Raw genomic sequence first — 16,324 nt, 5'->3', positions numbered from 1 at the left:
ACAGGAACTGAACATACATGAGCCAAGCTGTCTCTCTGGGCATCGACCTGGGCACCTCCGAACTCAAGGCCATCCTGCTGGATATGCAGGGCAGGGTGCTGGGGCAGGCTGCTGCACGCGTGACTGTTACGCGCAGGCACTCCGGCTGGTCGGAGCAGAACCCTACGGACTGGTGGCAGGCCTGTCTATCCGCCCTGGAGCAGTTGCGCAGCGAGCAGGCAGCGGCCTGGCAGCGAATCGCGTGCGTCGGGTTATCCGGGCAGATGCACGGCGCGGTGCTGCTGGATGATGCGGGGAAAGTCCTGTATCCGGCGATGCTCTGGGACGATTCCCGCGCCGTCGCCCAGGCCGGGCAGTTGAATCGAGAGTTCCCTGATTACCCGGCGGTCACCGGCAGTCTGGCGATGGCCGGGCTGACGGCGCCGAAGCTGCTATGGCTCCAGCAAAATCAACCGGAGGTGTTCGGCAGAATCGACTGCGTGCTGTCGCCCAAGGACTACCTGCGTTTTTTGCTGACCGGTGAACGGGTCAGCGACCTGTCCGATGCGGCCGGCACGCTGTGGCTGGATGTGGCAAGACGCCAATGGTACGGGCCGATGCTGTGCGCCACGGGCTTGAGCCTGGCGCAAATGCCGAGACTGCTGGAAGCCAATCAGCTTTCAGGCACCTTGAATGCAAAGGCGGCGCAGTGGCTCGTGTTACCCGAGGGGCTGCCGGTCGCTACGGGCGGTGGTGACAACCCGGTGTCAGCGGTGGGCATCGGTGCGATCAATGCCGGAGATGCGTTCGTCACGCTCGGCACCAGCGCGGCCATCGTTGTCATCACCGATCACCCGGCGGGGAATCCGCTCAGTGCGGTCCACAGTTTTTGTCATGCACTGCCCGATCGCTGGTACACCATGGGCGCGATGCTCGCAGGCGCCAGTTGCCTGCGCTGGGTGACGCGCCTGTTGGGACAGCCGGATGAGCAGACGCTGCTGGACTTGATAGGTACGGCGTTGCCCGTCGATCGGCCCGTGGCCAAGACCCACCCCCTGTTTCTTCCGTATCTGGCAGGGGAAAGAACCCCGCATAACGACCCGCTGCTGCGCGGCGGTTTCATGAATCTTGGTCATGACAGCACCCCCGCGATGCTCGGTTACGCAGTACTCGAAGGCGTGGGTTTTGGTCTTCTGGACGCGATGAACGCCGCGCTATCGGCCGGGGCGAGCGTCAATGCCTGCGCTCTGGTGGGTGGCGGGGCACGTAGTGAATACTGGGCGCAGTTGCTGGCCAATATTCTGGATCGCGAAGTCTACACATTGCAGGGTAGTGAATTGAGCGCCTGCATCGGGGCCGCGAAATTGGGGCTGCTGGCGATCGGGCAGGGCGCGGACCTGCTGCATCACGGAATGCCGATCAAGGCGCGCTATCAGCCGATGGCCGCCGTACAGCACTCGCTGCAAGCGCGCTATGCAAAGTTCCGCGGATTACTGCCGGCAGCGCAGGGGTTGCATCGCTAAAAGAGGAACGATAAGGCGCCCATCTCGTACCTGAACAGTGTGCTGAACAGGCAGGATCTGTGTCTTTATCGACTCAATGCACCGCCCATGAGCGCGGTGCCGGGGTGTGACTGAAGCGGGGAATACCCTTGACCCAAAAGCGCCGATGAGAGGTCTGATCAGGCGCCAGCAGCGGCTGGCTGGACCATTGGTGGTGGCGCTTGGAATCTTCGCGCCACGCTTTCCATTCCATCGCTTCAGCGGTGTCTTTGGCCGCACACTCATCATCGAACCAGCCAAGAACGGACACTTCGCCCTGATCGCGGCCGTGTTCTACCAACAGAAAAATGTCGTACATAGGTATGCCTTTCATCATCAAGTTCGACCCGACTCTCGGGCTCTACTAATGATTTATCGACAGCCGACGGAAGAAATTTAGATAAAAGCACGCTCACATTGAACTCTAAAGATAGAGTCACAGCGCCAAAGGGTTTGAGGGGGACGCGCAAGTGAGGAGTAAGGGGGATAGGCTCAGGGCCACGGGGTCCAGATAGAATCGACATGCAGGCCTGCAGGGAGAGTGTTTGGTCGAGTGATATGCAGGGGCGAACTCGCTAGAGCATCCGATACGCAGGCGACGAATGAACGTCACCTGCAGCACCGAGCCTTGACGCCGTTCGCACCCCCAACAGCTGTGACCCATGCCTATGCAGGCAGGTCATGGGATTACTTGCTACCGCTGGACCCACTTGCGCCACCTGCATTGCCACCGCTACCACCCATGCCAGCGCCATTGCCGCTAACGCCGCCTTCGCCAGCGCTGCCATTGCCGTCAGAACTGCCCATGCCTTTGGTGCCGGGCGTGGAGCTGGTGCCGGTTTTAGGGGTGCCGTCGGTATTCGGACCCTGGCTGCTGTCGCGGGGACCTGCCGGATTGGAAGAGTTGACAGGATCGGTCGGCCCGGTGGAACCCGCAAATGCGGAACCTGTCGCCACAGCGAGCAGGCCAGCGAGAGTCAGGGCAGTCAGTTTTTTCGTATTCATGATGTGAATCCCTTTTTCTGTCGTTAATACAGATTGGTCTGCTCGCCTGGTCTGGACGTGCGGTCTCTCCGACGGACGGTCAAAAGCGATAGGCCTTGGGAACCTGTCGGCTGATAAATGCCTGCGTATGTTCAAGAAACGCCGTCTGCAGCTTCGAAGCAGGGCCCTGTACCGGCAGCAGCATGCTGAAGTCCATCTCGATGGCAGGGTCGAAGGCTTTGAAGACAATGCCGGTGCCTCGGTAATTGACCGCGCTCAACACGTCTACCAGAGCGACCCCCAGGCCATGCTCGACGAATTCGCACATCGGCTGGGACAGCTGCGTCTCCAGGCGCAGCTCGCGCTCGACGCCATGGGCAGCGAAGATCGTGTCGATCTGCTGCCGTGAACCGATTGAATGAGGGAAGGAGATGAAGCGCTCGCCACGCAGGTCTTCGGGAACGATCAGCGGCTTGTCACACAGCCTGTGACCCGCAGGCAGTGCGCACAGCATGCGGGTCGCCAGAAGTTTCTCCGAACGCGGGCTGGGGTAGGTGTTAGGCAGCACGATAATGCCCAGATCGCAGCGCTGACCGACCACCAGATCGATCACCTCCGACGATGAATGCACCACCAGCGAAATCTGTACGCCATCGTGCTCGGCCATGAATGCGGCAATCACACGCGGCAGGAAGACCAATCCCATGGCTGGCGCACAGGCGATGTGCAGGGAGCCGCGCTTGAGGCTGCGTATGTCCTGCGCCGTGCGCGCGATGCGCTCGACGCCCACCAGTGAGCGCTGCACTTCCTGATACAGCGTCATGGCTTCGGCGGTGGGCTGGAGCCGACCCTTGATCCGGTCGAACAGGGTGAAGCCGATGTCCTCTTCAAGGCTTGCAATCAGGCGCGTCGCTGCCGGTTGCGAGATGTGCAGCATCTCGGCGGCGCGCGTGACGGTCTGGCCGAGGATGACCGCCCTGAATGCTTCCAGCTGACGCAAATTCATTTCCCCAACCCCATAACAAAAAGACATGACTGGCCGAAAATAAAGCATTTTTCATGGCTGTAATAGCGCCGTTAGGATCGAAGCCAGTGAATACCTGACTCGCCACAAGCCTTGAAATGAATGATGCACAAGAATGATTTGATCGTCGTCGGAGGTGGCCTGGTAGGTATGTCCATTGCGTATGGACTGGCACTGCTGGGGCGTCAGGTTACCGTGCTGGATGAGGGTGACGATGGCCTGCGTGCTGCTCGCGGCAACTTCGGCCTGCTCTGGGTGCAGGGCAAAGGCTATCGCAACCGCCCTTACGCTAGCTGGACTCGCCAGTCCGTGGCATTGTGGCCGCAACTCAACGCCTTGCTGCAGTCCGACACCGGCATCGACGTTCACCTGCGTCAGCCTGGCGGGTTTCAGTTATGCCTGAGCGATGAGGAACTGGCTGAAGAAACCCTCCGACTGGTCTGGCTACAGGAAGCTTTCGAGGGCGATTACCCTTTCGAACTGCTCGACCCAGCGCAGCTCAGGAAGCGTATTCCGGGCATCGGTCCGGGAGTGGTAGGTGCCTGCTATACGTCGATGGATGGCCACGTCAATCCGCTCAAGTTGCTGCGCGCACTGTATGCGGCCTGTGCCTTGCGCGGGGTCAAGGTGGTCAATGGCCTGAGCGTCGACGCTATCGATCAGCACAGCGGTGGATTTGAGGTCCGTGCTGCACAGCAACGGTTCTGCTCCGAACATCTGGTCCTGACTGCAGGACTTGGCAATCGCCCGCTGGGTGCGATGCTGGGCATGGATGTTCCAGTGCGGCCCAATCGCGGGCAGATTCTGGTCACCGAACGCCTGCAGCCGTTTCTGCAATACCCCACCACTTATGTGCGGCAGACCGACGAAGGCACGGTGCAACTGGGCGACTCGCTTGAGGCTGTTGGCTTCGACGATCGCACCAGCAGCCCTGTGATGTCCGAGATCGCCGCCCGCGGTGTGCAGTGCTTTCCACGCCTGGCACAGGTGCGCATGGTGCGCGCCTGGGGTGCGCTGCGTGTGCTCAGTGCCGACGGATATCCAATTTATGAAGCCGCGCACGACAGTCCCGGGGCATTTGTCGTCACCTGCCACAGTGGCGTGACCCTGGCCGCTGCCCATGCCTTGCGCCTGGCACCCTGGATCGCCGGAGAAGCCGAAGAGCCGGCAATCGATTCATTCAATCTGGCCCGGTTCAAGGGCCAGCGCGAGGTGCCTTATGCTCACTGACGCATTGTTTCGACGCCTATCATCGGCACAGCACTGCGTACAAATCGAGTTCGAAGGTGCGCCGTTGAAGGTTCCCGCCGGTGTTTCCCTCGCGGCGGCATTGCTGACCCATGACCTTGGACATACCCGTGAGAGCGCCGTCAACGGTAGGCCCGGCGCGGCTTACTGCCTGATGGGTGTGTGCTTTGAGTGCCTGGTGGAAGTCGATGGCCAGGCCAATTGTCAGGCGTGCCTGGTCCAGGTTGCCGAAGGCATGCGCGTACGTCGTCAGCACGGGGCGCGGGAGCTGTTGATCGGAGGGCTGGAAGATGAATGATTCAGAGGTTGATCTGATCATCATCGGCGCTGGCCCTGCAGGCATCAGTGCGGCGCTGGAGGCATCGGCACATGGCCTGGACGTGGTGCTGCTGGACGAGCAAGCCAGCCCCGGTGGACAGATCTGGCGCAACGTCACCCAGAGCGACGCACGGACCCGGCAGGTGCTTGGCTGCGATTACAGCGCAGGACGCGAACGGGTAGAAACACTGCTTGCCAGCGAGGTTCGCTATCACCCCAATGCGGCGGTCTGGCAGGTGACCGATGCCCGTTACGTACATGTGCTGATCGATGGCGAGGCCCGCGTGCTCCGGGGGCGTCAGTTGTTGATTGCCACTGGCGCGATGGAACGGCCAATGCCGATTCCGGGTTGGACGTTGCCTGGGGTGATGACCGCCGGGGCAGGGCAGATTCTGCTCAAGAGCGCCGCGATGGTGCCTCGGGGCCCTGTGATTCTGGCCGGGTGCGGGCCCTTGCTTTACCTGCTGGCGGTGCAGTACCTGCGTGCCGGTATCCGCGTCGAGGCGCTGGTGGACACCAGTGAGCGGCGCGATGCCTTCAAACACCTGCGTCAATTGCGTCAGGCGCTTGCAGGATGGCGAGACCTGCTCAAAGGCGTGTCGCTTCTGGCAACCCTCAAGCGTGCCGGCATCAAGCATTACCATGCAGCACGCAATTTGCGTGTTGAGGGTGAACGACATGCCCAAGCGCTGCGCTTCGACAGTGAGGGTCAGTCGCAGAAGGTTTCGGCTTCGTTGATCCTGCTGCATCAGGGGGTCGTGCCGCATATCCAGATCAGCCAGTCCTTGCGCGCCGACCACGACTGGAACGAGCAACAATTGTGTTGGGTCGCGCGCCGCGACAGTTGGGGCGAAACCAGTGTGCCGGGGATTTTCATTGCCGGGGATGGCGGGGCCATCGGCGGCGCCCATGTGGCGGCCATTCAGGGGCGTCTGGCTGCCCTGGCGATCGCCTGCCGATTGCAGAAAATCGATGAATCTGGCCTGCACACCCTGAGCAAGCCCTGGCGCCGTTTGCTGAGCAAGCAAAGCGCCGCCCGACCGCTGATCGACGCGCTGTATCGCCCGCATGTGCAGAACCGCATTCCTCAAGACGACACCATCGTCTGCCGCTGCGAAGAAGTCAGCGCTGGCGCGATTCGCGGTTACGTCGATCTGGGCTGTCTGGGCCCCAACCAGGCCAAAGCGTTTGGCCGTTGCGGCATGGGCCCGTGCCAGGGCCGCCAGTGTGGCCTGAGCGTCAGTGAAATCATCGCCGAACACCGCAACGTTCTGCCGACGCAGGTCGGTTACTACCGCATTCGCCCCCCGCTCAAGCCCATCACCCTGGCGCAGTTGGCCAGCGAGCGAGCGCTTGAGATGTCCCCATCCTCACCCCCCGAAAGGAGCCCTTCATGAGCACCTCGATCCACCGTATCGAAAGCAACCCGCGGCTGAGCCGCAGCGTAATCCACAACGGCGTGGCCTGGCTCGCCGGTATCGTCGCCGCCGATTGCACCCAGGACATTCGCGGCCAGACCCGTCAGGTGCTGCAGCGTGTCGACGAACTGCTCGCCGCCTCGGGCAGCGACAAGAGTCGCTTGCTCAGCGTGCAGATCTGGATGAAGGACATGACCGCCGATTTCGCCGGCATGAATGAAACCTGGAGCGCCTGGGTCGACGCCGCGCAGACCCCGGCGCGGGCGACCTGCCAGGTGATGTTCGACGACCCTGAAATCCTGGTGGAGATCCTCGTCACCGCCGCCGTCTGATTTTTGCTGCAAGGGCAGGGCGCCGTTCGCGTGCGCATAGAGTGCCCACCCGCTGTTCACATTGCTGCTGCCATAACGGACGAGATCCTCATGCCGAGGGCTCGCCCGACTTGAACAACATCGCCCGGAGCCATGCATGAACATCACAACCCTCGTCAGCACCCTCAGCCTCGCTTCCTTGCTCGCGTTCAATGCCCATGCTGCCGATGCGCCGCTGAAACTGGGCATCGAAGCCGCTTATCCACCCTTCGCCTCGAAAACCGCCGACAACCGGATCGTCGGCTTCGACTACGACATCGGCCAGGCCCTGTGCGCCGAGATGACAGTGCAGTGCGTGTGGAAGGAGAACGAGTTCGACGGATTGATTCCGGCGCTCAAGGTAAAGAAGGTCGACGCGATCATTTCGTCGATGTCGATCACCCCCGAGCGCATGAAATCGGTGGATTTCAGCAACCGCTACTACCGCATTCCCGCGCGTCTGGTCGTGCGCAAGAACAGTGGCATCACCGACATTCCGGCGCAGCTCAAGGGCCTGCGCATCGGCGTGCAGCGCGCCACCAACTTCGAGCGTTACGTGACCGAAAAATTCGTCCCGGCCGGTGCGCAGATCGTCAGCTACAGCTCGCAGAACGAAGTGTTTCTCGACCTGCTGGGCGGGCGCATCGATGCCACCATGGCCAGTTCCGTCGCCATCGATGAGGGCCTGCTGAAAAAGCCTGAGGGCAAGGACTACGCATTCGTGGGCCCGGCGTTCACCGAGGCGCAGTACTTCGGCACCGGCATCGGTGTCGCCGTGCGTAAAGGCGACCCGTTGCTGCAACGCCTCAATCAGGCGCTGGCAGCGATTCGTGCAAATGGTACTTATGACCGGATCCAGAAGAAGTACTTCACCTTCGATATTTATGGTGAGTGAAACCGCAGGCCCGTTTGATTCTGCCGCGCGCCGACACCACCGAATCCTTTTGTGGCCGGGCGTGAGCCCTCACGCAAAACGTTGAAACACATGAGCGCCGGCAACGTCGCTGACAAATGACAAGGCCCGCCGTCATGGGCGGAAGAGCCAAGGATTTCACGGCAAAAAAGGGCAGTCCAGAGGCTCGGTGTGGCGTATTGATGTTAAAGCCCCAAAAACCTTAAAACCCTCGTTTCCCCCAATGGAAACGGGGATTTTTCAGTTTTGGCCTGGACGCATCTACCCCTACATCCGGGCTATTCGGGAGGTTTGTCTAAAGACTGTCATCAAACAGAAATGTTTCCGGTTTTAAATCTGCCTCGGGCCTTCCACTGGGACCCCACACACATTTCTCTTGTTGAGGTATTGCCGTGAATCTGCTGACAAAAACTCGCCTGTCACTCCTGCTGGCTTCGATGTGCCTGACCGGGATGGCGCATGCTACGGACGTCACAGGTGCTGGTTCGAGCTTCGTGTTCCCGGTCATTTCCAAATGGGCGACCGACTACAGCAAGGTCACTGATACCCGGATCAATTACCAGTCCATCGGCTCGGGCGGCGGTATCGCGCAGATCAAGGCTGCCACCGTCGACTTCGGCGCGTCCGATGCGCCTTTGAAGGCCGAAGACCTGCAGGCTGGCGGCCTGGGGCAGTTCCCCAGCGTGATTGGCGGTATCGTTGCGGTGATCAACGTCGAAGGCATCGAAGCCGGCGAGCTGGAATTAAGCGGCAAGGTGCTGGCCGATATTTTCCAGGGCAAGATCACCCAGTGGAACGACCCGGCCATTGCTGCCCTGAACAAGGGCCTGAAGCTGCCTGAGTCCAACATCACCGTGGTTCACCGTTCGGACGGCTCGGGCACTTCCTTCAACTTCACCAACTACCTGTCCAAGGTCAGCTCGCAATGGAAAACCGCAGTGGGCGAAGGTTCCAGCGTGCCATGGCCGGTCGGTGTGGGTGGCAAGGGCAACGAAGGTGTCGCTGCCTATGTGAAGCAAATAAAGGGTTCGATCGGCTACGTCGAGTTCGCCTACGCCAAAACCAACAACATCGCTTTCGCCAAGCTGGAAAACGCCGCCGGCAAAGTGGTGGAGCCTGGCGCCAAGGCATTCGCCGCCGCTGCTGCCACTGCCAAGTGGGAAGACGCCAAGGATTTCAACCTGATCATGACCAACGCTCCGGGTGCCGATGCGTGGCCGATCACTGCCACTACCTGGATCATCATGTACAAGCAGCCCAAGAACGCCGAGAAGAGCGCTGCGGCCTTCGATTTCTTCAAATGGTCCCTGGAAAAAGGCCAGGCCCAGGCCGAATCGCTGGACTATGTGCCGCTGCCTAAAGAGCTGGTCAGCAAGATCGAAGATTACTGGAAAACCGAGTTCAGCCGGTAACTCGACGTTATCCGGCTTACCCCTGTCATCGAGCGCTCGGTGACAGGGTTTCTTTGCGAGTGGACACACCATGACTGAAAACACCCAATACATGTCCGCTGCGATTCCGGACGTGACGTCCGAGAGCGAAAAACGCGCGGCCCGCGATCACCGACACGACGCCTGGTTTCGGCGCACGATGCTGGGCGCGGCTCTGTTGGTGCTGCTGTTGCTGGCGAGTATCGCCGGCTCGACGCTCTGGGGCGGCGCCCTGGCGTTCAAGACCTTTGGATTCGAATTTCTTACCAGTACCGAATGGGATGCGGTCAACGGCAAATTCGGTGCGTTGGTCCCGATCTATGGCACCTTGGTGACCTCCTTTCTCGCGCTGCTGATCGCTGTTCCGGTGAGTTTCGGCATCGCGATTTTTCTGACCGAAGTCGCACCGCCCTGGTTGCGGATGCCGATTGCTGCTGCGGTCGAGCTGCTGGCAGGCATCCCTTCGATCATCTATGGCATGTGGGGGCTGTTTGTTTTCGGCCCGTTCATGGCAGACAACATGGCGCCGTGGATCAACGACAACCTGGGCGCACTGCCGTTGATCGGGCCCGTGTTTCAGGGGCCGCCACTGGGGATCGGCATGCTCACGGCCGGTATCGTTCTGGCGATCATGATCACCCCGTTCATTACCTCGGTGATGACCGAAGTGTTCCGCAGCGTGCCGGTGGCGCTCAAGGAGTCGGCCTATGCGCTGGGCGGCACCACCTGGGAAGTGGTCTGGGACATCGTCCTGCCTTATACCCGCTCGGCGGTGATCGGCGGCATCTTTCTCGGTTTGGGGCGCGCGCTGGGTGAAACCATGGCGGTGACCTTCGTCCTCGGTAACGCCCATCAGTTTTCTGCATCGTTGATGATGCCCAGCAGCTCGATCGCCTCGGTGATCGCCAACGAGTTCAGCGAGGCCTACACCGACCTGCACCGTTCTTCCCTCATCGCCCTGGGTTTCCTGCTATTCGTAGTCACCTTCATTGTGCTGGCGATTGCCCGTCTGATGCTGTCTCGTCTGTCGCGCAAGGAGGGTTTATGAGTAAGGCCGATAACGAAAATCTGTACCGGGTCCGGGCACTCAAGAACATGATCGCCATGGTTCTGAGTTGCGGCGCGACGGCGTTCGGTCTGCTGTGGCTGGTGTGGATTCTGCTGACCACCGTGATCAACGGTTTCCAGGCGCTCAATCTGCGACTGTTCACCGAGATGACGCCACCGCCGGGTGCCGAAGGCGGCCTGGCCAACGCGTTCTACGGGAGCTTCCTGATGTCGGGAATCGGCCTGTTGATCGGAACTCCGATCGGTTTGATGGCCGGTATCTGGCTGGCCGAATTTGCCCGTCATTCGAAGCTGGGCAACGCTGTGCGTTTCATCAATGACATTCTGCTGTCGGCGCCTTCGATCGTGCTGGGTCTGTTCGTTTATACCGCTGTCATCCTGCCGGTCAGTGCACTGACCAACCACCAGGTCGGGTTTTCTGCCTTTGCCGGCGCCCTGGCTCTGGCGTTACTGGTGATCCCGGTGGTGGTACGGACCACCGATGAGATGCTTCAGCTGCAACCGTCAACCATGCGCGAGGCAGCGCTGGCATTGGGCGTACCGCAGTGGAAGCTGACCTTGCAGATCGTCCTGCGTGCGGCCAGGGCCGGCGTTGTCACCGGTGTGCTGCTGGCCCTGGCGCGCATAACGGGCGAAACCGCGCCGTTGCTGTTCACCGCCTTCGGTAACCAGTTCTGGAGCAGCAACGTTCTCAAACCGATCGCAAGCGTTCCAGTGGTGATCTTCCAGTACGCGATGAGCCCGTTCGATGACTGGCATTCTCTGGCCTGGGCCGGTGCCTTGATTCTGACCTTGTTCGTGCTGTTGCTGAGCCTCGGTTCCCGTCTTCTCCTTTTGCGCAATAAGGCGTCCTGATGAACAACCTTTCCCTGGCCGACGAAAAAACCAAAATCCAGGTACGCGACCTCGACTTTTTCTACAACGGCAATCGCTCGCTGAAATCAATCAACATGACCATTCCGGAAAAGCGCATTACAGCGATCATCGGACCCTCGGGATGCGGGAAATCGACCCTTTTGCGGGTGTTCAACCGGATCTATTCGATGTACCCGAAGCAGGAAGCCAAGGGCGAAGTGATACTCAACGGCGAGAATATTCTGGCTCCCGGCTATTCGATGAACCGCCTGCGCAGCCATGTCGGCATGGTGTTCCAGAAGCCGGTGCCATTCCCGATGTCGATCTACGACAACATCGCCTACGCCGTGCGTCACCACGAAAAGCTTTCTCGCCGCGAGATGGAAGATCGTGTGGAAGAGGCCCTGCGCGGTGCCGCGCTGTGGGATGAGGTCAAGGATAAACTCAGGCAGAGTGCCCAGAGCCTGTCCGGCGGTCAGCAGCAGCGGCTGTGCATTGCCCGCACCATCGCCCTGCGTCCGCAGGTCCTGCTGCTCGACGAGCCGACCTCGGCGCTCGATCCGATTTCCACAGGGCGCATCGAGCAGCTGATTACCGAACTCAAAGCGCAGTTCACCGTGGTCATCGTCACCCATAACATGCAACAGGCAGCCCGCTGTTCGGACTACACCGCGTTCATGTTCATGGGAGAGCTGATCGAACATGGCGACACCGACACCCTGTTCACCAAGCCTGCCAAAACCCAGACCGAAGACTACATCACCGGCCGGTTCGGCTGATCCAGCACTGACTCACCGCATTTTTTCGAATGCGGTCCCTGGTCAGAATCAGCCAGGGAGCCAGTGAGCTTCAGCCCAACGGCACAGGGGCGACGGTGATTTGCGCCCCCATGAATTGCTCCAGTTTCTTGCGCAACCAGCGCTCCGCCGGGTCGGTATCCATCACGCTCAGCCAGACCATCGACAGCTCCAGGTTCGGCGTGATGAACGGCAACGGCTCGCCACACAACAAGCCCGACTTGCTCATCGCTGCCGTCAGGTGGTCCGGCAGGTTGCACAGCAGGTCGGTGCCTGCCATCAACGCCGGAAGCGTGCTGTATTGCGGCACGGACAGCACCGCCTGACGCTTGCGCCCGATCGCTGCCAGCCACTCATCGGCGAAACTGGAGATGTTGGCCACGTGAGACACCACCACGTGGGGGCGCGAGCAGTATTCGTCGAGAGTGATCGGTTCGGGGGAGGCATCGGCTCGTACCACCATCGGCTGTACGCTGCGCAACAACTTGCGCTTGGCATTGGCCGGCAGCTCGCGGGTCATGCACACGCCGACGGTAATCTCGCCGGACATGAGCAATTCCGAGACATTCCAGTAGTTGACCTGCTTGATGACGATGACAATGCCCGGCGCCTCCTCGCGAATCGCCCGCAGGAGCGGCGGCAACAAGCTGTACTCCACATCATCGGACAGGCCGATGCGAAAGGTCATGTCGCTGCTGGCCGGGTCGAAATCACGGGTCAGGCTCAAGGCTACCGACATGGCGTCCAGCGCCGGTGACAGGTGGTGGATGATTTCATTGGCCCGCGCCGTGGGCTCCATGCGATGGCCCACGCGGATGAACAGCGGGTCGTTGAACAGCGCCCGGAGCCGATTGAGCGCAGCGCTGATAGTAGGCTGGCCGAGGAACAGCTTCTCGGCGGCACGGGTCACGTTACGCTCTTGCATCAAGGTTTCGAATACCACCATCAGGTTGATATCGGCCTTGCGCAGCTCATTGCGATTCATAACTCGTCCCCGTTACCCGACATGTTTCGTCCTGCCCGTGAAAGAAAGGCGGCGAAATGATGCGCAACAGTTTATGGATCGCCACCGCCCGGCGTCCAGCGTAACCGTATGTCTCGCGCTGGCATGTGTATATAGCCGGGGTTCATGGTCAGTTGTGAACGCTTGTAAGCCTGCTCGCGAAGTCGGTGTTTCGTCCAGGAAACAGGCAGGCGGTAGAGAATCCCTTTCCTGAAGACACGTGTCGCACCTCAGGAACACGCTGCAGTTGGCTGAACTCCCGATGGCCATCCAGACTCTCACCCCACAGAATCATCCTCCATCCATGGGAAGCGCGATGGCTATTACCGAGACTGAACCCGCAGCAGGTCTGGAAAAGGGCAGGGTCTTCGAAACCGATCTTCCGGCGCGTCTGGATCGTTTGCCGTGGGGGCGCTTTCATACCTTGCTGGTGTTCGCGCTCGGTATTACCTGGCTGCTCGATGGTCTTGAAGTCACGCTTGCGGGTTCTGTCTCCGGCGCGCTGAAAGACAGTCCGGTGTTGCATCTGAGCAATGCCGATATCGGGCTGGCAGGCGGCGCCTACATCAGTGGAGCTGTGCTGGGCGCATTGTTCTTCGGCTGGCTGACGGATCGACTCGGACGCCGCAAGCTGTTCTTCATCACGCTTGCGCTGTATATCAGCGCGACCGCCGCCACGGCATTTTCCTTCAGTGTCTGGAGCTTCATGCTGTTCCGCTTTTTGACCGGGATGGGCATTGGCGGCGAGTACACGGCCATTAACTCGACGATTCAGGAGTTCACCCCGGCACGGTTTCGTGGGTGGGTGGATCTGACGATCAATGGCACATTCTGGATCGGCGCGGCGCTGGGTGCGGGGGGGTCGATAATTTTTCTGGACCCGGGCTGGATCGGCGCCGATCTGGGCTGGCGTCTGTGTTTCGGCATTGGTGCGGTACTGGGGCTGGTGATCCTGTTTATGCGCCTATGGCTGCCTGAGAGCCCGCGCTGGCTGCTCATTCACGGGCAGGAGGATGAAGCGAAACGCATCGTCGAGAACATCGAAAACAACCTGCGCGAGCAGGGCCATGAGCTAACCCGGCCCAAGGGCAAGCCGTTGAGTTTGCATGCCCGCGACCATACCCCGATACGAGAAATCTTCGAGACGCTGTTCATCACCTACCGCCAGCGCGCCTGGGTCGGGATGACGCTGCTGACGGCTCAGGCATTCTTTTACAACGCTATCTTCTTCACCTATGCGCTGGTGCTCTCCGAGTTTTATCAGGTTCCCTCGGCGTCCGTGGGCTGGTATGTGTTGCCTTTGGCATTGGGCAACTTTTGCGGACCGCTGCTGTTGGGTCGATTGTTCGACGTGATAGGCCGACGTGTGATGATCAGTCTCACCTACGCGATCTCCGCCGTGCTGCTGACCATCAGCGGCTATTTGTTTGAGCAGGGGGTATTGAGCGTCACCCAACAAGCCATCGCCTGGATGATCATCTTCTTCTTCGCCTCGGCCGCCGCCAGCTCTGCTTACCTGACCGTTGCAGAAACCTTCCCGCTGGAAATTCGCGCCCTGGCCATCGCCGTGTTTTACGCCTTCGGCACCGCCTTGGGCGGGATTATCGGGCCGACACTGTTTGGCGAGCTGATCGACAGTCATCAGCGCGGTCCGGTATTCGTCGGCTACCTGATCGGTGCGGCCTTAATGTTGCTGGCCGCTGCGGTGCAGGCAATCTGGGGTGTGGCTTCGGAGCGCAAATCGCTGGAAGAGGTGGCGCGACCGCTGTCACAGGCTCGTGATTAACGGGCTGTTATCGCCGGTCGTCTGAGCCTTCCCGGCCTGCATGGCTCGATTACGGCTTCATCAACCAGGTCGAGCAGGCCCCTTACCCACGACGCAGTGTTGCCGCGTGCGATTAACACGCGCGACAGGTCAGTTTTCTTCAATACCCCGCTGGCCCCCTTTGCTTAGGCTCTCCGATACTCACCAATCGGAGAACTACTCTTATGAATCTGGCGCTTTCCATGGCGGCGTTTGCACTGGCGGCATCGATTTCCCCCGGTCCAGTGAACGTGGTGGCGCTCAGTTGCGGGGCGCAGTTCGGGCTACTGGCGAGTCAACGGCATGTCATGGGCGCTACGGTCGGGTTTGTAGTGCTGCTGATCTTCACCGGCTTTGGCTTGCATGAGGTGCTGCACAGCTACCCGATAGTGACCGACATCATTCGCTGGGCAGGGATGGCTTTTCTGGTGTACCTGGCGTGCAGACTGGCCATGGACGATGGTCGGCTCAACATTGAAAAATCCGCGCAGCGACCGTCTTTCTGGCGTGGCGCGGCGATGCAATGGCTTAACCCCAAGGCATGGCTGGCGGCGGTGGCAGGGATGGGTGCGTTCCTGGCGGGTGGCGAAGCCGAACTGATCGGTCTGTTCGCGCTGATTTACTTCGTGGTCTGTTACCTGTCGGTGGGTTGCTGGGTGTACGCCGGTGCGTTTCTCGGCCCTTGGCTGCGCAGCCCACAGCGCATTCGCACCTTCAACCGCAGCATGGCGGCGTTGCTGACCGGCTGCGCGGTGTCGTTGTTGTACGTGTGATCACTGACGATACTGGCCCGGGGTGGCGGCCAGATGTTTCTTGAACACGCGCTGGAAATGCGCCTGATCGGCAAAGCCACTCTGCTGGGCGATCGCGGCAATCGGCTGGCCTGCGCGCAGTTGCGCTTGGGCATGTTGAATGCGGCGGTTGATGAGATAGGCATGGGGCGTCATGTGGTAGTGCTGCTCGAAGGCACGAATCAGGTATGCCTGCGACAGACTCGCTGCCTGACAGATTTCTTCCAGCCGGACCGCGCGCAGGAAGTGCGCATTGATGTACCGCGCGGCACGTTCCACCTTCTGACTGGCCTTCTTGAGCGGCGCATCGCACTGGCCAAGACGCTGCTGCATCAGCACGAAAAACGCGATGGCGGTTTCGTGTTTCTCCAGGGACTGGAGCGTTGGATCGGTCAATACCCGGTATAGGTCCAGCAGCCGCGAAAAAAGCTCGGGGTCTGCGCTCTGAATCGCCGGAACAGGTTGGAAACCCTCGACACCACAGGCCTGCTGCACCCGCCCGAGCCAATGCGCATCGACGTAAAACATGATGTACGACCAAGGTTTGTCGTCGATGGGATTGCAGGCATGCACATCGCCTGGGTTCATCAATACGACGGTGCCGGTCGCGATGGTGTGCCGAGTCTTCTCATGCAGGTAAGTGCTTTGCCCGGCAGTGATCGCTCCAATGGAAAACACTTCATGGGAATGCCGGGAATAACACAGCTTACGGCCATCGGAGATGGAGCGGGCTTCGATGAACGGCAGCTCGGGATCACGCCAGAACAACGGAATTTCCGGCTTACGCTGTGGTTTCATCAA

Annotated in this window: 17 protein-coding genes; 12 read left to right on the top strand and 5 right to left on the bottom strand. The window is 60.3% G+C overall.

All coding sequences use genetic code 11. The annotated features are described in order from the left end of the window. The first annotated feature begins 17 nt into the window (after positions 1-17). Entirely contained in the window at positions 18-1,502 is a 1,485-nt protein-coding gene (xylB, locus tag EC915_RS10455; RefSeq protein WP_133750448.1) for a xylulokinase, read from the top strand. A gap of 73 nt (positions 1,503-1,575) precedes the next feature. Here xylB and EC915_RS10450 read toward each other — a convergent pair whose 3' ends face one another. The 3 genes from EC915_RS10450 to EC915_RS10440 form a co-directional block, all read right to left on the bottom strand. Then, positions 1,576-1,839, bottom strand: coding sequence for a hypothetical protein (locus EC915_RS10450; protein ID WP_133750447.1), 264 nt, complete (start codon positions 1,837-1,839; stop codon positions 1,576-1,578). Between the two features lie 368 nt (positions 1,840-2,207). Further along, on the bottom strand, positions 2,208-2,525 hold the full coding sequence (locus EC915_RS10445; protein WP_133750446.1) for a hypothetical protein: 318 nt from the start codon (positions 2,523-2,525) through the stop codon (positions 2,208-2,210). Positions 2,526-2,604: 79 nt separating this feature from the next. After that, positions 2,605-3,510: a LysR substrate-binding domain-containing protein gene (locus tag EC915_RS10440; RefSeq protein ID WP_133750445.1), complete on the bottom strand. Its 906-nt coding sequence runs from the start codon at positions 3,508-3,510 to the stop codon at positions 2,605-2,607. Between the two features lie 123 nt (positions 3,511-3,633). Between EC915_RS10440 and EC915_RS10435 the strand changes: the two genes are divergently transcribed. The 9 genes from EC915_RS10435 (at position 3,634) to pstB (ending at position 11,907) form a co-directional block, all read left to right on the top strand. Then, entirely contained in the window at positions 3,634-4,758 is a 1,125-nt protein-coding gene (locus EC915_RS10435) for an FAD-binding oxidoreductase (protein ID WP_133750444.1), read from the top strand. Further along, entirely contained in the window at positions 4,748-5,074 is a 327-nt protein-coding gene (locus tag EC915_RS10430; protein ID WP_133750443.1) for a (2Fe-2S)-binding protein, read from the top strand. Before EC915_RS10435 ends, EC915_RS10430 begins: the two co-directional genes overlap by 11 nt. Continuing rightward, a complete protein-coding gene (locus EC915_RS10425) occupies positions 5,067-6,491 on the top strand; it encodes an NAD(P)/FAD-dependent oxidoreductase (protein ID WP_133750442.1) in 1,425 nt (474 codons plus the stop codon). The genes EC915_RS10430 and EC915_RS10425 overlap by 8 nt, the downstream gene beginning before the upstream one ends. Then, positions 6,488-6,844 (top strand): RidA family protein, encoded by a 357-nt coding sequence (locus EC915_RS10420; RefSeq protein ID WP_133750441.1) that lies wholly within the window; start codon positions 6,488-6,490, stop codon positions 6,842-6,844. The genes EC915_RS10425 and EC915_RS10420 overlap by 4 nt, the downstream gene beginning before the upstream one ends. A 136-nt stretch (positions 6,845-6,980) precedes the next feature. Next, entirely contained in the window at positions 6,981-7,757 is a 777-nt protein-coding gene (locus EC915_RS10415; protein WP_133750440.1) for an ABC transporter substrate-binding protein, read from the top strand. Positions 7,758-8,167: 410 nt separating this feature from the next. After that, complete coding sequence (pstS, locus tag EC915_RS10410; RefSeq protein ID WP_133750439.1) at positions 8,168-9,187, top strand: phosphate ABC transporter substrate-binding protein PstS; 1,020 nt, start codon at positions 8,168-8,170, stop codon at positions 9,185-9,187. A 70-nt stretch (positions 9,188-9,257) separates the two neighbouring features. Next, on the top strand, positions 9,258-10,253 hold the full coding sequence (gene pstC / locus EC915_RS10405; RefSeq protein ID WP_133750438.1) for a phosphate ABC transporter permease subunit PstC: 996 nt from the start codon (positions 9,258-9,260) through the stop codon (positions 10,251-10,253). Next, positions 10,250-11,128, top strand: a complete 879-nt coding sequence (gene pstA / locus EC915_RS10400; RefSeq protein WP_133750437.1) for a phosphate ABC transporter permease PstA — start codon at positions 10,250-10,252, stop codon at positions 11,126-11,128. Before pstC ends, pstA begins: the two co-directional genes overlap by 4 nt. Next, complete coding sequence (gene pstB, locus EC915_RS10395) at positions 11,128-11,907, top strand: phosphate ABC transporter ATP-binding protein PstB (RefSeq protein WP_133750436.1); 780 nt, start codon at positions 11,128-11,130, stop codon at positions 11,905-11,907. Before pstA ends, pstB begins: the two co-directional genes overlap by 1 nt. 70 nt (positions 11,908-11,977) lie before the next feature. Here the strand turns inward: pstB and EC915_RS10390 are convergent, their stop codons facing one another. After that, the gene (locus EC915_RS10390) at positions 11,978-12,910 is read right to left on the bottom strand and encodes a LysR family transcriptional regulator (protein ID WP_133750435.1); all 933 of its coding nucleotides are present in this window, start codon (positions 12,908-12,910) and stop codon (positions 11,978-11,980) included. A gap of 334 nt (positions 12,911-13,244) precedes the next feature. On the opposite strand from EC915_RS10390, the gene EC915_RS10385 reads away from it, so the two are divergent. After that, positions 13,245-14,714 (top strand): MFS transporter, encoded by a 1,470-nt coding sequence (locus tag EC915_RS10385; RefSeq protein WP_133750434.1) that lies wholly within the window; start codon positions 13,245-13,247, stop codon positions 14,712-14,714. Positions 14,715-14,917: 203 nt separating this feature from the next. Next, positions 14,918-15,505 carry a LysE family translocator gene (locus tag EC915_RS10380; protein WP_133750433.1) on the top strand — a complete coding sequence of 196 codons (588 nt, stop codon included), beginning with the start codon at positions 14,918-14,920 and terminating at the stop codon, positions 15,503-15,505. Here the strand turns inward: EC915_RS10380 and EC915_RS10375 are convergent, their stop codons facing one another. Continuing rightward, on the bottom strand, positions 15,506-16,321 hold the full coding sequence (locus EC915_RS10375) for an AraC family transcriptional regulator (RefSeq protein ID WP_133750432.1): 816 nt from the start codon (positions 16,319-16,321) through the stop codon (positions 15,506-15,508). It abuts the gene before it with no gap. Positions 16,322-16,324: the final 3 nt, after the last annotated feature.

This window comes from Pseudomonas sp. LP_7_YM, from assembly GCF_004364435.1.
Taxonomy (GTDB): domain Bacteria; phylum Pseudomonadota; class Gammaproteobacteria; order Pseudomonadales; family Pseudomonadaceae; genus Aquipseudomonas.
This window is presented reverse-complemented; position numbering and strand designations above follow the sequence as displayed.

Coding starts and splice junctions, on each gene's coding strand:
- xylB (WP_133750448.1), top strand. CDS start 18: ATGAGCCAAGCTGTCTCTCTGGGCATCGACCTGGGCACCTCCGAACTC.
- EC915_RS10450 (WP_133750447.1), bottom strand. CDS start 1,839: ATGTACGACATTTTTCTGTTGGTAGAACACGGCCGCGATCAGGGCGAA.
- EC915_RS10445 (WP_133750446.1), bottom strand. CDS start 2,525: ATGAATACGAAAAAACTGACTGCCCTGACTCTCGCTGGCCTGCTCGCT.
- EC915_RS10440 (WP_133750445.1), bottom strand. CDS start 3,510: ATGAATTTGCGTCAGCTGGAAGCATTCAGGGCGGTCATCCTCGGCCAG.
- EC915_RS10435 (WP_133750444.1), top strand. CDS start 3,634: ATGCACAAGAATGATTTGATCGTCGTCGGAGGTGGCCTGGTAGGTATG.
- EC915_RS10430 (WP_133750443.1), top strand. CDS start 4,748: ATGCTCACTGACGCATTGTTTCGACGCCTATCATCGGCACAGCACTGC.
- EC915_RS10425 (WP_133750442.1), top strand. CDS start 5,067: ATGAATGATTCAGAGGTTGATCTGATCATCATCGGCGCTGGCCCTGCA.
- EC915_RS10420 (WP_133750441.1), top strand. CDS start 6,488: ATGAGCACCTCGATCCACCGTATCGAAAGCAACCCGCGGCTGAGCCGC.
- EC915_RS10415 (WP_133750440.1), top strand. CDS start 6,981: ATGAACATCACAACCCTCGTCAGCACCCTCAGCCTCGCTTCCTTGCTC.
- pstC (WP_133750438.1), top strand. CDS start 9,258: ATGACTGAAAACACCCAATACATGTCCGCTGCGATTCCGGACGTGACG.
- pstA (WP_133750437.1), top strand. CDS start 10,250: ATGAGTAAGGCCGATAACGAAAATCTGTACCGGGTCCGGGCACTCAAG.
- pstB (WP_133750436.1), top strand. CDS start 11,128: ATGAACAACCTTTCCCTGGCCGACGAAAAAACCAAAATCCAGGTACGC.
- EC915_RS10390 (WP_133750435.1), bottom strand. CDS start 12,910: ATGAATCGCAATGAGCTGCGCAAGGCCGATATCAACCTGATGGTGGTA.
- EC915_RS10385 (WP_133750434.1), top strand. CDS start 13,245: ATGGCTATTACCGAGACTGAACCCGCAGCAGGTCTGGAAAAGGGCAGG.
- EC915_RS10380 (WP_133750433.1), top strand. CDS start 14,918: ATGAATCTGGCGCTTTCCATGGCGGCGTTTGCACTGGCGGCATCGATT.
- EC915_RS10375 (WP_133750432.1), bottom strand. CDS start 16,321: ATGAAACCACAGCGTAAGCCGGAAATTCCGTTGTTCTGGCGTGATCCC.